The sequence below is a fragment of the Paenirhodobacter populi genome, assembly GCF_004022215.1.
In the GTDB taxonomy this organism is placed as follows: Bacteria; Pseudomonadota; Alphaproteobacteria; order Rhodobacterales; family Rhodobacteraceae; genus Rhodobacter; species Rhodobacter populi.
In genome coordinates, this window is sequence record NZ_SAUZ01000011.1 from 101,403 (window position 1) to 114,132 (window position 12,730).

15 protein-coding genes are annotated in these 12,730 nt (G+C 64.1%); 10 read left to right on the forward strand and 5 right to left on the reverse strand.

What is annotated here, in order from left to right; translation table 11 throughout:
* Genes D2T30_RS10590 through D2T30_RS10600 form a run of 3 tightly spaced genes read left to right on the forward strand, consistent with a single transcriptional unit; the run spans nucleotide 1 to nucleotide 2,872 of the window.
* Nucleotides 1–1,254 (forward strand): phage major capsid protein, encoded by a 1,254-nt coding sequence (locus D2T30_RS10590; protein ID WP_128208845.1) that lies wholly within the window; start codon nucleotides 1–3, stop codon nucleotides 1,252–1,254.
* The gene (locus D2T30_RS10595) at nucleotides 1,254–1,805 is read left to right on the forward strand and encodes an HK97 family phage prohead protease (protein ID WP_128208846.1); all 552 of its coding nucleotides are present in this window, start codon (nucleotides 1,254–1,256) and stop codon (nucleotides 1,803–1,805) included. The genes D2T30_RS10590 and D2T30_RS10595 overlap by 1 nt, the downstream gene beginning before the upstream one ends.
* Nucleotides 1,805–2,872 (forward strand): phage portal family protein, encoded by a 1,068-nt coding sequence (locus D2T30_RS10600; protein ID WP_128208847.1) that lies wholly within the window; start codon nucleotides 1,805–1,807, stop codon nucleotides 2,870–2,872. The genes D2T30_RS10595 and D2T30_RS10600 overlap by 1 nt, the downstream gene beginning before the upstream one ends.
* Nucleotides 2,873–3,027: 155 nt before the next feature.
* On the opposite strand, the gene D2T30_RS10605 is transcribed toward D2T30_RS10600, so the two are convergent.
* Together D2T30_RS10605 and D2T30_RS10610 are read right to left on the reverse strand one after the other, a co-directional pair.
* Nucleotides 3,028–3,237, reverse strand: coding sequence for a hypothetical protein (locus tag D2T30_RS10605; RefSeq protein ID WP_128208848.1), 210 nt, complete (start codon nucleotides 3,235–3,237; stop codon nucleotides 3,028–3,030).
* 195 nt (nucleotides 3,238–3,432) lie between these two features.
* Entirely contained in the window at nucleotides 3,433–3,681 is a 249-nt protein-coding gene (locus tag D2T30_RS10610) for a helix-turn-helix domain-containing protein (RefSeq protein WP_128208849.1), read from the reverse strand.
* A gap of 89 nt (nucleotides 3,682–3,770) precedes the next feature.
* Here D2T30_RS10610 and D2T30_RS10615 point away from each other — a divergent pair, with 89 nt between their 5' ends.
* The 6 genes from D2T30_RS10615 to D2T30_RS10640 all read left to right on the forward strand — a co-directional run bounded on the left by D2T30_RS10615 (nucleotide 3,771) and on the right by D2T30_RS10640 (nucleotide 6,337).
* On the forward strand, nucleotides 3,771–3,962 hold the full coding sequence (locus D2T30_RS10615) for a hypothetical protein (protein WP_128208850.1): 192 nt from the start codon (nucleotides 3,771–3,773) through the stop codon (nucleotides 3,960–3,962).
* Nucleotides 3,959–4,162 carry a hypothetical protein gene (locus tag D2T30_RS10620; protein WP_128208851.1) on the forward strand — a complete coding sequence of 68 codons (204 nt, stop codon included), beginning with the start codon at nucleotides 3,959–3,961 and terminating at the stop codon, nucleotides 4,160–4,162. Before D2T30_RS10615 ends, D2T30_RS10620 begins: the two co-directional genes overlap by 4 nt.
* Entirely contained in the window at nucleotides 4,159–4,521 is a 363-nt protein-coding gene (locus D2T30_RS10625; RefSeq protein WP_128208852.1) for a hypothetical protein, read from the forward strand. Before D2T30_RS10620 ends, D2T30_RS10625 begins: the two co-directional genes overlap by 4 nt.
* A gap of 66 nt (nucleotides 4,522–4,587) precedes the next feature.
* Nucleotides 4,588–5,136 (forward strand): MerR family transcriptional regulator, encoded by a 549-nt coding sequence (locus D2T30_RS10630; RefSeq protein WP_128208853.1) that lies wholly within the window; start codon nucleotides 4,588–4,590, stop codon nucleotides 5,134–5,136.
* Entirely contained in the window at nucleotides 5,136–5,345 is a 210-nt protein-coding gene (locus D2T30_RS10635) for a hypothetical protein (RefSeq protein ID WP_128208854.1), read from the forward strand. The genes D2T30_RS10630 and D2T30_RS10635 overlap by 1 nt, the downstream gene beginning before the upstream one ends.
* Nucleotides 5,339–6,337 (forward strand): site-specific integrase, encoded by a 999-nt coding sequence (locus tag D2T30_RS10640; protein WP_128208855.1) that lies wholly within the window; start codon nucleotides 5,339–5,341, stop codon nucleotides 6,335–6,337. The genes D2T30_RS10635 and D2T30_RS10640 overlap by 7 nt, the downstream gene beginning before the upstream one ends.
* A gap of 108 nt (nucleotides 6,338–6,445) precedes the next feature.
* On the opposite strand, the gene D2T30_RS10645 is transcribed toward D2T30_RS10640, so the two are convergent.
* Nucleotides 6,446–8,737 carry a glycosyl hydrolase family 28-related protein gene (locus tag D2T30_RS10645; RefSeq protein ID WP_128208856.1) on the reverse strand — a complete coding sequence of 764 codons (2,292 nt, stop codon included), beginning with the start codon at nucleotides 8,735–8,737 and terminating at the stop codon, nucleotides 6,446–6,448.
* Nucleotides 8,738–9,062: 325 nt separating this feature from the next.
* Nucleotides 9,063–10,670 carry a lysine--tRNA ligase gene (locus tag D2T30_RS10650; protein WP_128208857.1) on the reverse strand — a complete coding sequence of 536 codons (1,608 nt, stop codon included), beginning with the start codon at nucleotides 10,668–10,670 and terminating at the stop codon, nucleotides 9,063–9,065.
* 120 nt (nucleotides 10,671–10,790) lie between these two features.
* On the opposite strand from D2T30_RS10650, the gene D2T30_RS10655 reads away from it, so the two are divergent.
* Nucleotides 10,791–11,219 (forward strand): tellurite resistance TerB family protein, encoded by a 429-nt coding sequence (locus D2T30_RS10655; RefSeq protein WP_128208858.1) that lies wholly within the window; start codon nucleotides 10,791–10,793, stop codon nucleotides 11,217–11,219.
* On the opposite strand, the gene dacB is transcribed toward D2T30_RS10655, so the two are convergent.
* Nucleotides 11,210–12,652 (reverse strand): D-alanyl-D-alanine carboxypeptidase/D-alanyl-D-alanine endopeptidase, encoded by a 1,443-nt coding sequence (gene dacB, locus D2T30_RS10660; protein WP_128208859.1) that lies wholly within the window; start codon nucleotides 12,650–12,652, stop codon nucleotides 11,210–11,212. The genes D2T30_RS10655 and dacB overlap by 10 nt on opposite strands.
* Between the last annotated feature and the right edge of the window lie 78 nt (nucleotides 12,653–12,730).

Below are 12,730 nucleotides of genomic sequence, written 5' to 3' on the forward strand. Positions count from 1 at the left end.
ATGCTCGATAGTGTCAAGATTGCCAAACGGCAGTCCGAAATCCGCCAGGCCATTGCGCCGCTGGCAGGCAAGACGAACCCGACCGAGGACGAAGTGCGCCAGATGGGCGACCTCGACCGGGAATACTCGACGAATGAAACCCGCTATCGTGCGGCGCTCATTGCCGAGGATACCGAACGGCGCGAGGCCGGGGCTGATCTGGAAACCCGCTCGGGCAAGGAATGGGCGGATCTGATGGGCCGCTTCGAGGTGCGCCAGATCGTTCATGCGCTCGACACCGGCAAGATGCTCTCGGGGCAGACGGCGGAAATCGTGACCGAGTTGCGCAACCGCGGATCGTTTCAGGGGATGCCGGTGCCGCTGGCCGCTCTGGAACAGCGTGCGGGCGAAACCACTTCGGGCGGCATCACCTATCCCGGCCAGCTCTATGCCACGGTCGCGCGGCTGTTCCCCGCTTCTGTCGCGGCGAAGATGGGCGCGGCGACGATCAACGTCGATGTGGGTGATGTGTGGATCCCCGTCACCTCGTCCAGCGTCACGGCGGGATGGGCTGGCGAGGCGGACAATGTTCCGGGGCCGGTGCCCTACACCGAGGAAACCCGGACCCTGAAACCGGATCACAACCTCGGCGTGCATATGCGCATCACCCGCAACGCCCTGAAATACTCCGGGCAGACGCTGGAACAGTCGATCCGGTCGGACATGCTCGGCACGATCGGGGCCGAACTCGACAAGGCGGTGTTCCTCGGCACGGGCGTGGATGGGCAACCGCTCGGCGTCATCACCGGGGCGGCGGATTACGGCATCACCGAACAGGCGGTGAGCGCTGCGGCCAGTTGGTCGGCGTTCCGCGCCGCAGTCGTGGCCTTCATGACCGGCAACGCGGCCGCCGCGGCTTCGGACGTGCTGGCGCTGATCCGGCCCGAGGTCTGGTCCAAGCTGGACGATACGCTCATCGCCGGCACCGCCGTTTCGGAATGGGACCGCCTGACCGGCAACATTCCGGCGGGCAACATCGCCATGTCGGCAAACGCGCTGGCGGCTCCGGCGGCTTCGGCGACCACGGCGCTGCTGACCACGGGGGCGGGCGGCATCCCCCCGATCACGGTGGGCATCTGGGGCGCGATCGACGTGATCCGTGATCCGTTCTCGGACGCACAGTCGGGTGGCCTGCGGCTCACGGCGCTGACCACGGTTGACGTGGCGGTGGCCCGCCCGGCGCAGCTGCGCGTCCTGACCGGGGTGCAGATCTGATGCTCTGGGGCGATCACACGGGCAGCCTTGAGTTGCGGTCTGATGGCGGGGCAACCCGCCTGACGGCCCGTTTCCCCTATGGCCGGGAAACTGAAATCGCGGCGGGGCGGCGCGAGGTGATTGCCCCCCGCGCCTTCCGCACCAGGATCGAGGCAGGTGACGAAATCCACCTGCTGTCCGGTCACGACTACGAAAAGCCGCTGGCCTCGCGCTCGGCCGGCACCCTGACACTGACCGATTCCGATGATGCACTGACGCTGGAGGCGCGGATCGAGGGCGCCACCACATGGGCGCGGGACTTCCTCTCGGCCCATGCGGCGGGGCTGATCCGGGGACTTTCGCCGGGCTTCCGTGTTCCGAGTGGCGGTGAGCGGATCGAACGCCGGGGCGCTGACATCCTGCGCACCATCGCTTCGGCCGAGCTGTTCGAGCTGTCGGCCGTCACCCGGCCGGCCTATTCCGAAGCCCAGATCGAGGCCCGCAACTGGCAGCCCGTGGGCGAGGTGGCGGAACGTGTCGTGGCGCATCACCTGAACCGCTGGAGGCTCTGATGTTCGGATGGTTCAAACGGCAGGTTGTCCCCCAGGTTGAAACCCGTTCGGCATCCTCGACCGGCTACACGGCGCAAATCCTTGCGGCGCGACAGTCCTATATCTCGGGCGTTTCGGGCCTCGGGGAGCTGACGGCGGCGGTGCAATCGTCGGTCAGCCTGTGGGAAAGCGGCCTGAGCCTCGCGGATGTGAAGGGCACGGATCTGCTGTCCCGGAGGATGCTGGCACTCACCGCACGCTCTCTCGCGCTGCGGGGCGAAAGCGTCTGGCTGATCCGCGACCGGCTGGTGCCTTGCTCGGACTGGGATCTGACCACGCGCGACGGCGAGCCCCGGGCCTATCGGGTTTCCATCCCCGAAGCGGGCGGGCCGCGCTCCGACACCGTGCTGGCGGGCGAGGTGCTGCACTTCCGCATCGGCTCGGACGTGGTGGCCCCTTGGACCGGAACGGCACCGCTGCGGCGGGCGCGGCTTTCGGCGGATCTGCTGGAACAGCTGGAAACTGCGCTCCGCGACGTGTTCCGGGATGCCCCGATCGGCAGCCAGATCGTGCCGATGCCGGAAGGCTCGGCCGAGGATATGGCATCGCTGCGCTCTGCCTTTGTCGGCAAACGTGGCGCGACGATGGTTGTGGAAGGCGTAGCGCAGGCTGTCGGAGCCGGGATGCACCCGCAGCTTGGCAAGGCCCCGGATCAGCTTTCGCCGGATCTGTCCGATACGCTGGCGGACAAGATGCTGACCGAGGCCAAGGGCGCGATCTACGGCACCTTTGGTATCCTGCCCGGGCTGTTCAACCCGGCGACCACCGGGCCGCTGGTTCGCGAGGCGCAGCGTCATCTTGCCCAGATCGTATTGCAGCCGATCGCCAATATCATGGCCGAGGAAGCGGCCGAGAAGCTCGGCGCAGGCGTTCAGGTCGACGTGGTGCGCCCGATGCAGGCTTTCGACGCCGGCGGCAAGGCCCGCGCGCTGGCAACGATGATCGGCGCTCTGGCGCAGGCCAAGGAAGCCGGGATCGACGGCCCTACCCTACAGGACGCGCTGTCATTCATCGACTGGCAGGACTGAGTTTAGGCGGGGTGCGCCTGCGGCTTATCCACGCGAAGCACCTGGGATTAGACGGTGAGTGCCCGGCGTCATACCCGAAAACCCCGTCAAGGCGCGGCCCTTCTGAACTTCCGGGGGCGCGGCGCAGATCGTCACGGTTATAGAGCCGGGGGCGATCATCTGGCCTCGTCATGCTTCGCGCTGGCGGGGCCTTCATCGGCGAGATGTTTCCGCAATTCCAAAAGCTCCTGCGCCACTGCTTGCAGCACCGGTATCAATGATCTGTGTAAGTCGTTAGATTCCTCACGCAGTTCGTTCTGCTTTGCCAGCTTCTTTGCGATATCTTCCAACTCAGTGGCGATATCCTGCGCAATTCCATCATCCATTATCGATGGTCCTTTCGTGGTTATCCACAGGTTCCGTCAGTTTTCCTGTTCCGTTCCGTGTGCTTTATTTTCTTATATTTTCTTTTCTTATCTTATAGTTGGTAACTGTTACCAATGTATGTGGAACAGTTATATTCTGTTCTGGTAACAGTTTCGGTAAGCGGTCCCACGATGGATAAGAAGCTTAGGCCCACGCTAAGATTTCTGCAACCTCACCCCGACGCCGCCGCCGTTCTCGGGGATGAACTCGACGCCAGCGGCTTCTAGGGTGCGGCACACAGCTTCGACGTTGTTCGCCATACCTACCGCAGGCCCCTCGCTGGCTTCCATACGTTTTAGCGTGGGCACAGAAATCCGCGCAACTGCTGCAACTGTTGCTTGCGAGAGGCCTGCAAGAGCGCGGGCTGCGGCAAGTTGACGTCCGGTTGGGCGTTTTTCATCCATAAGGATCACATTTATCCCGAGGTATTGACTTTAAGCTTTTTCTGAGCCAATAGTATCATACTGAAACTTGAGATCAATGGAGTCCTGTCATGCCGAACCCTGTTCCGGCAGCCGTCACCGGCTTGCCTTCCGACCGCCTGAATGAAATCCACGACATGCTCACGCTGGCGCTGGACGCCACCGAACGCCCGACCGGCTACAGCCAGACCGAACGCGAAGCCCGCAGCTACATGCGCATCGCCCTGCGCCGGACCTGCAAGCTGATGGAGGTCCGGGCATGATTGGCCGTGAAAATCACATGGACAGAATGCGGACATGTTCCCGGCAGCTCAAAGCCGTCTTGGCGGCTCTTGATGCGGTCGTGGATGATCCTGACCGGATTGATCTTGCGTTGTGCCTCACTTCAGGCGCGCAGGAGCTGGCTCAAGAATTGAATGCCGGGTTGGATGTCGTCAATCTGCCGAAAGGTGAAGCAGCATGATGCGCCGTGATCTTCTCTGTGTTGCCCCGCTCGCTCTTCTGCCCATCACCGCACCCGGGCAGGCCGATGCTACAGAAACTCCGGTCATGCGCCTCTTCCGCGCATGGCAGGCGGCAGAGGCCGAAGAATGCGCGGCATATCGCGCGCACCCCGACACGCCGAAAGGCGACGCGATCTGTGAAGCCATGAGGAAACGCCGCACCGATATCGAAGACCGTATGATGGCCACTCCCTGTGTGACCGCCCAAGACTTCACGGCGAAGGTGGCCGCATGGACTAGCTTTGGCGTGTTTGGGCTGCCCAGTGAACGTGAGGCTCCGGGTTTCTGGGCAGAGGCGCGGGCATTAGTTTGGGCATAACTTCATATGGTCAGTTGACAATATGCCTGACGCCGATATATGGTCAGGCAACCATAGGGGGTTATCATGAATATCTTTCACGCCAAGTTCTCCACGAGCCAAATTACCGAGGCCACCGGAGTGAACAACGACACGCTGCAAAATTGGCTAAAGCGTCAGCTGATTATCGGCCAAAAGGATATTGTAGGTGGGGGATCGCAAGGTCGCCACCGTCAGTACAGCTTTTTCAACCTGATCGAAATTGCCGCCGCCAAGGCTCTGGTGGATGCTGGCATGGGGGATCTTAAGTCGGCGTTTAAAGCCGCTAACATGTTTGCGCACACCGGGGGCGGCCCCCTTGGCGGCACCCCCGAACGCGTGCCCGGCTGCCCTTTCAATAAGTGCCCCGGAATCACACTTTTGGTCGCTGGACCGGGCTGGTCCGATGAAGTTTTCATGGCGCCCAATGACTCGGCGCTTAAGCTCTACACCGACCTCGTATTCAAAGCGCCCGCTGGACGCGAAGGCTGCATTTTCGTGAATATGAGCGACGTATTCGACAGAGTCGTAGTTCGCGTGGGCTATCGCCCCGTCGAGGTTCTCGGGATCGCTTATCCGAAGGGGGCCACCGCCTGATGAGCCGCGTGCCCCCCTTCTATGTGAACGAGAAGAACGCCGCCGCCCTGCTGGATATGGGCGTCGCGGAGTTCCGTTCGCATGTGGAGGCGGGACACCTTCCGCGTGGCCGGGAAATCGCCCCCGGTGCGATTCGGTGGAGTGCCGAGGCCCTGCGCATGATCGGGAACGGTGACGCGGTGGAAGGGATGGGAGGCGTGCAATGGTGAAAAAATACTTGTGGAGGCACCCCTCGGGACGCATCTATTTCCGCAAGAAGGGCATGAAGCTGATCCGCATCGATGCCCACGAGGGCACGGAAGCGTTCGATCAGCAGTATTGGGAAATCCTGACCGGAAAGCGGTTCGAGGCGAAAACCTCATGGGCCGCGCTGATGGATGACTACCGGACCTCGGATCGCTGGACGAGCCTCAAGCCCCGCACGCGCTCGGACTACGACAGGGTGATGGACTACCTGCGCGAAAAGATCGGCACCCGGGACGTGAAGGCGCTGAGCCGCTCCGATGTGATCGCGGCGCAGAAGGCGAACGCGCACCGCACCCGGTTTGCGAACTACATCCCCCAGATGCTCGTGGTTCTCTGCGAACACGCGATTGACCTGGGGTGGATCCAGAACAATCCGGCGAAAGGTGTCCGCGCGCTCAAGACGCCCACTGAGCGGAAGAAAGAACATCTGCCTTGGCCCGATTGGGCGGTGGACAAGTTCCGGGCCGAGGCCAAGCCGCTTCCCCGTCTGATCTTCGAGATCGGCGTGGGCAGTGTCCAGCGCCCCGGCGACTGGGTGGGCTTCCGGTGGGGTGACTATGACGGCGATTCCCTCACCCTGCGTCAGAACAAGACCGACAAGCCGCTGGTGCTGCCCTGCACTGCGAACCTCAAGGCCGCGTTGGACTGCGCCAAGGCGTCGCTCGGCGCCGTGCCGATCGCCGCCCGTTCCATTCTCATCACGCGGGACGGGAACCCCATGAACTACAACGGCATGTCCCACCTGATGCTTGCCGAGCGTCAGCGCCTCGGGCTTGAGGCCTATGACCTGCATGCCCTGCGCTATCGTGGCGTGATGGAATTGGCATGGGCAGGCTGCGATGACGACGAGATTGCCGCCTACTCCGGCCACGCCACGAAAAAGATGGTCATCAAGTATGCAGGCGAAGCCCGCCAGATCGTGCGTGCGCGTCAGGCGCGGGAGAAACGCCAGTGAACAGAACAGGCACAGAACAGAAACGTGATACCCTTGGTGATACCCTTGGCGAAGCGTGCTCCGCCAAGGGACTGAATTATATGAATATTGACCGGGAAAAGATGCCCGTCAGTTCGGATTGTCCATCCGCAGCACCATCTGCACCCGCCCGATCGCCGGCTCCGGCCAGTTCAGCGTCACGTTTCGCCGGGCGGTGCCCTGCTCGACCTGAACGAAGGGCATTCCCGTCACGCGCGCGCCCGCGCCATTGGTGATCGGCCCCTCGCTGACCACGCTTTCGACATTCCGCGCCCAGCCGGCGAAGGGCAGATAGGCCCCCGCCGCAACGGTCCAGACCGACTGCGCCGTGGCCTGGTTCACCTCGACCATCACCGGATTCGCGGTCAGCTGGTTCACCCCGTTGAACGCGTTCCCCGAGAACCGCACATTGCGCATCCTCTCGTTGTCGAGCGTGGCGAAGGTCGTATCCACCGCCTCGATCCGGTCGATGGTGCAGTCGACGGTGCGGAACACGTTGCCGGACACGTTCAGACCATGGATGAAATGCCCCGCGCCATAAGGCTTCACCGAGAACCAGGTGAACCAGGACGTGGTGCGGATACAGACGAAGGTGTTGCCCGTCACCGTCAGCCCGCCAAAGGAATATTCCGTCCCGAACTTCGGATCCGGCGCATATTCGTTGGTCCATTCGATGGTCGAATTGTCGATGTAATTGCCCGTCACCGCCGATTGCACGTTCGGCTGGCAGAAGACCAGCCCCGGCAGCCGCGGCCCCAGCGTCGTGTCATCCCCCTGGAACCAGTGCGAACCGACAATCAGATGCCCCGTCCCGGCCAGCAGCATCGTATGGCGGAACCGCACAAAGCGGCTTTCGCGGATCTTCACGTCATTCGCATTGACGTTGAGCGCGATGGACACCCGCTCGGGCGCCGCCACCGTCATTTCATTCGACAGGAACTGGCAGCGGTCCACCAGCAGATCCTGACAGCCGCGCCCGATCGAGGTGATGCCCTTGTCCTTCGGCCGCACCACGTAGCAATCGCGGATCTGGAACATCTCGCCCGAGGGCGGCAGCATGATGCAGCTTGCCGCGCCATTGCACAGGAATTCGACGTCATCGATGTTGAACCGGTCGAGCTTCGCCAGCCCGGAAAAATCCAGCACATATTTGTGCCGGGTGAAGGTCAGCACCTGCGTCCCCGAGCCACCGTAGAACGGCTGCGACAGCGTGAGCGAGCCCGCCCCCACATCCACCGCCAGCACATAGACCTCGCGCCCGACGCCGGTGCCGGTCACCCGCGCGCCGACGGGGATATTGGCGATATTCGCCACATTGGTCAGCACCTTGGGGTTCAGCGTCGAATAGGTCGCCTGCGAGGTCACGACCGTGTCGTTCCACGCCGTCCCCTCGATGATGTTGAACTGACCGTTGCGCAGCACCCTCCGGTTCGAGAAAGAGGTGATGTCGGGTGCCAGCGCCTTGACGTCGATCGGCTCGGTCACCTCGATGCGCCGCCCCTTGAGGTCGAGCGTGTTGTGGTCGGTATAGGCGAACAGCGCCTGCAGGGCCTTCTTGAAGCCCAGAAGCTCGTTGCCGAAGGCCGCGGCATAGGTCGGGAAATCGTAGCTCCCCTGCAAGATCAGGCGCGCCGCGACCGGCATTGCCACCGTTCCCGCAAACCGCACCGGGGCGGTGATCGTCAGGCTGCTGCCGATATAGTATTTTCCCGCCGGCACCACGATCGAGCGCCCGTTCGCGGCCGCATCCGCCGCGGCGAAGGCCGCGCGGTCATTGGTCACGCCGTCGCCCTTTGCGCCATAGTCGCGCACGTCGACCCAATCCATCATCGTGCGCAGGAAGACGTCGGTCACATCCTCGATCTGGATATCGTCGATCCGCACGACGCCGCCGTTCAGCCCGATCAGGTCGAGCCCGAAATGGCCATAGGCCGGCGCGGTGCCCCAGACCATGTCCACCCCGCCCCGCGCACCGGTGCCGACGATCGCCGAAACGGTGGTGACCCGGCCGTAATCCGACAGGGTGACGGTGCTGCCGACCTCGGTCAGCCCGCCGACATGCGCGCCCGCGGCATTGACCGCATATCCCGCGATCCGCACATTCGGACGGTTGCCGCTCATCGCCTTGAGCCGCGCGGTGATCCGCAGATAGCAGCCGGGCAGGATCGGCGTCTGCCCCATGTAGCGCAGCTTTTCCGTGCCGAGCGTCTTCACCAGTTCAAGACAGGAACCGAAATCGGGATCCGCCGCCACGACCGCCGCCGTGCCGGAGCCAAGATAGGTCGCCGATCCCGGCAGACCGTCCTCCCGCGACCATACGCCCAGACCCGCCTCGAATGCGGGTGGCATCAGTGCCAGCCCGTCGGTAACCGCCATGTTCATCCACGTTCCCCTTTGCGCTGCGCCTGGGCCAAACCGGACCCCGACGCCGGACCGATGCCCGGATCGCGCAAAAGGTGCGTCGAAAGCGTTGAGAAGCACTGAGACGACCGAACGCCGGAAATGACAAAACGCCCGGCGCGGAGCCGGGCGTTTTTGTGGCGCATTCAGAAACGGGACCGTGATACGCGCGGAGGACGCGCAGGGGGCGCTGCCCCCTCGGCCGTTCCGGCCTCACCCCCGGGATATTTATGGAAACGCGATGGGGAGGACGACCGCACAGACGATTTTAAATATAGTTTTATCGCAATAGGTTGCGCGGCGATCTTCAAGCGCCCGCCAATTCCCCGGTCAGCGCCCTTTCGATCAGCGCGATGCTTTCCTTCACGCCGTAAAGCGCGATGAACCCGCCGAAACGCGGCCCCTGCGACTGCCCCAGAAGCACCTCATACAGCGCCGTGAACCAGTCGCGCAGCGGCTCGAATCCATGCTCCTTGCCGACCGCGAAGACGATGGTCTGCAAGCCCTCGGCCGGATCGTCCTCGAAGATCTCGGCCAGCGGCAGGTCGGGCAGCGCCTTCAGCCGGGCCACCAGATCCTCCATCGCCGCGCGTTCCTTGTCCGAGGGCAACCGGAACGTCCGCGTCGGCGCCACGAAATCGTTGAAATAGCGCACCGCGAAGCCCGCCGCCTGATCCAGATCCGGGTTCGCCTCCGGCGTCGCCTCGGGCGCATAGCGGCGCATGAAGCCCCAGAGCGTGTCCTTGTCCTTCGCCCCGGATACCGAGGCGAGGTTCAGCAGCATCGCGAACGGCACCACCATCGTCGATTTCGGCGGCTGGCCGCCGTGGATGTGCCAGACCGGATTGTCGATCTGCTTGTCCAGCGGCTGCGCCTCGAACGCCCGCAACTGCTGGTGATATTCGTCCACGGCCTTGGGGATCACGTCCCACCACAGCCGTTTCGCCGTCTTCGGCTTCTGATACATGAAATAACCAAGGCTCTCGGTCGCCGCATAGGTCAGCCACTCGTCGATGGTCAGCCCGTTGCCCTTGGACTTCGAGATCTTCTCGCCCTGCTCGTCCAGGAACAGCTCATAGACGAAATGCTCGGGCGCGCGGCCCCCCAGCACCCGGCAGATCCCGTCATAGATCGGCGTGTTCGAGCTGTGATCCTTGCCATACATCTCGAAATCGACGCCAAGCGCCGCCCAACGCATGCCGAAATCCGGCTTCCATTGCAGCTTCACATGGCCGCCCGTCACCGGCAGCGTCCATTCCCGCCCGTCCTCGTCGTCGAAGGTCACGGTGCCGGCCTTGGCATCCACATGCTTCATCGGCACATAAAGGACCCGCCCCGTTTCCGGGTGGATCGGCAGGAAGCAGGAATAGCTCTGCTGGCGTTCCTCGCGCAGCGACTTCAGCATGATCGCCATGATGTCGTCATACTTCTCGCAGCAGCGGATCAGCCAGTCGTCGAACTTGCCCGATTTGTAATATTCCGTCGAAGAGGCGAATTCGTATTCAAACCCGAACGTGTCCAAAAACCGGCGCAGCATGGCGTTGTTATGCGCCCCGAAGCTCGGATATTCGCCGAAGGGATCGGGCACCGAGGTCAGCGGCTTCTGGATATTCGCGCGCAGCATCTCCTGCTGCGGGACATTCTCCGGCACCTTGCGCATGCCGTCCATGTCGTCCGAGAAACACAGAAGCTTCGTCGGGATGTCGGAAATGATCCCGAACGCCCGACGGATCATCGTCGTGCGCGCGACCTCGCCGAAGGTGCCGATATGCGGCAGGCCCGAGGGGCCGTAGCCCGTCTCGAACAGCACATAGCCCTTTTCCGGCGGCGCTTTTTCATACCGTTTCAGAACCCGGCGCGCTTCCTCGAAAGGCCAGGCTTTGGAGTTCATCGCAGCGTCGCGCAGGGTCGTCATGGTCACCTCTCGGGGCGCCCCATGCGCCCTCACGCGCCTCACCTATTGAACGCCCCGGCAATCGTCAATAATTCTTGGGCGAAAATCCCGGAAAGGCCCGGGTCCACGAAAGGATTGCCCGTGACCGATACCCTCCCCTCGCTTTCCCCGCAGGATGCGCTGATCGCCGTGATGGTGGCGGTTTCCGCCTCGGACAGCAATATCCGCACCTCGGAACTCGTCGCGATCGAGCGCACGGTAAACCACATGCCGGTCTTCGCCGGTTACGACATCGACCGGATGCGCGTCGTCGCCCAGACCGTCTATTCCCTGTTCGAGGAGGAAGAGGGGATCGAGGCGCTGTTCGGCCTCGTCCGCGACGCGCTGCCCGAAAAGCTGTTCGAGACCGCCTATGCGCTGGCCTGCGACGTGGCCGCGGCGGATGGCCGACTGTATCAGGCCGAACTCCGCATGCTCGAGGAAATCCGCGGCGAGCTGGCCGTGGACCGGCTGCACGCCGCCGCCATCGAATGGAGCGCCCGTGTCCGCCACATGCGGCTTCAGGCGTAAAGCGTCCCCCAGCGTTCCAGAAGGCCGCTTTGCAGGATCTTGGACCGCGCGACCCATGCCTTGCCGCCCGGCGGATCCTCGACCCCGATCGCCTGCGCGCGCCGTTTCAGATCCCCGGTGAAGATCGCAAAGACCAGATCGCGCCCGCCCGGCGCGGTCACATAGCCGGTGAGGGTCGAGACGAAGTTCAGCGTGCCGGTCTTCGCCGCGACCTGCACTGGCCCCGCCTGCGTCGGCCGCCCCTGCGCGTCGCGCAGCGCGAAAGGCTTCATCAGCCCCTTCAGCCCGGCCTTGGGGCCGAGCAGCACCACCGCCTGCGCCATTTCCAGCGGCGCGATCCGGTTGTCCGTCCCAAGTCCGGAATGATCGACCAGCCGCGCCGTCCCGCCGCCCATGCGGCCGCGCAGCCAGGCGCTCATCGCCGAGCCCGAGGCCCCGCGCGTCGCCGTCTGCCCGCGGCGGAGCGTGGCCGTCATCCCCACCGTCTCCGCCGTCAGGTTGGTCGAATATTTCAGCATGTCGCGCAGCAGCACCGGCAGCGCGTCCGAGCCCCGCTCGACCAGCAGCGTGCCCTGCGGCAGACCGCCCACCCGTTCCGGCATGGGCAGCGCGATCCCCTGCGCGCGGGCCAGCGTCTGGAACACGTCGCCCGCATAGCCCACCGGATCGCGCACCGGCAGCCAGCGGCTCCCCGAGGCGCCAAGCGCGCCTTGCGCCACCGTCCATGCCTCGCGCCCCTGCCCGCGCTTGTAGGTGAACAGCGGGCTCTGCCGCTGCGCCACCGCGACGCTGGCCGTGTAGACCTTGGGCACCGCCGTCCGCCCGCGCGCATCCATCGACAGCGCATAGCCCGAGGCCGCGCGCTTCCATTCGAAATAGACCCGGTTGTAGTTCAGGTTCAGCCCGGAAATCGCCGGGTTGTAGCCCGCATAGACCGGCTGATCATCGGCGATCTGTTCGGCATAGGGCAGGCTCGCGCCGAAGACCAGATAGCGCCCGGTCACCCCGATGATCCCCCGCCGCGCAAGCTGCGCCGCCATATCCGCGAGATCATCCGTCGAGAGCGTCGGGTCACCGCCCCCCGCCAGAATCAGATCGCCGCGGATCTTGCCGCCCGACACCGGCCCCGTCGCGATCAGCCGCGTTGGAAAACGCCAGCTGGAGCCGAGCGTTTCCAACGCGTAAAGCGTCGTGATCGTCTTGACCGTCGAGGCGGGGGGCATGGCGCGATCGGCGCCTTGCGCCTCCAGCACCTTGCCGGTGCGCGGATCGACGACGGCGAAGCCCACCTCGCCCGAGAGTTGTGCCGCCGCCAGAAGGTCGGACACCGATCCGACGCGGACCGTCGCCGCCTGCGACCAGCCCGCCCGCGGCAATGTCCATGCCATCGCACCGCCCGCCAGCGCCCCGAGCGCCCCCCGTCTTGTCAGCATGTCCGTCCCGGCCCTCGCCCAGATTCCGCGCCCGCCCGGCGCCATGGTCATCTTGCGCCTGCGGCAACCGGCCTTCAA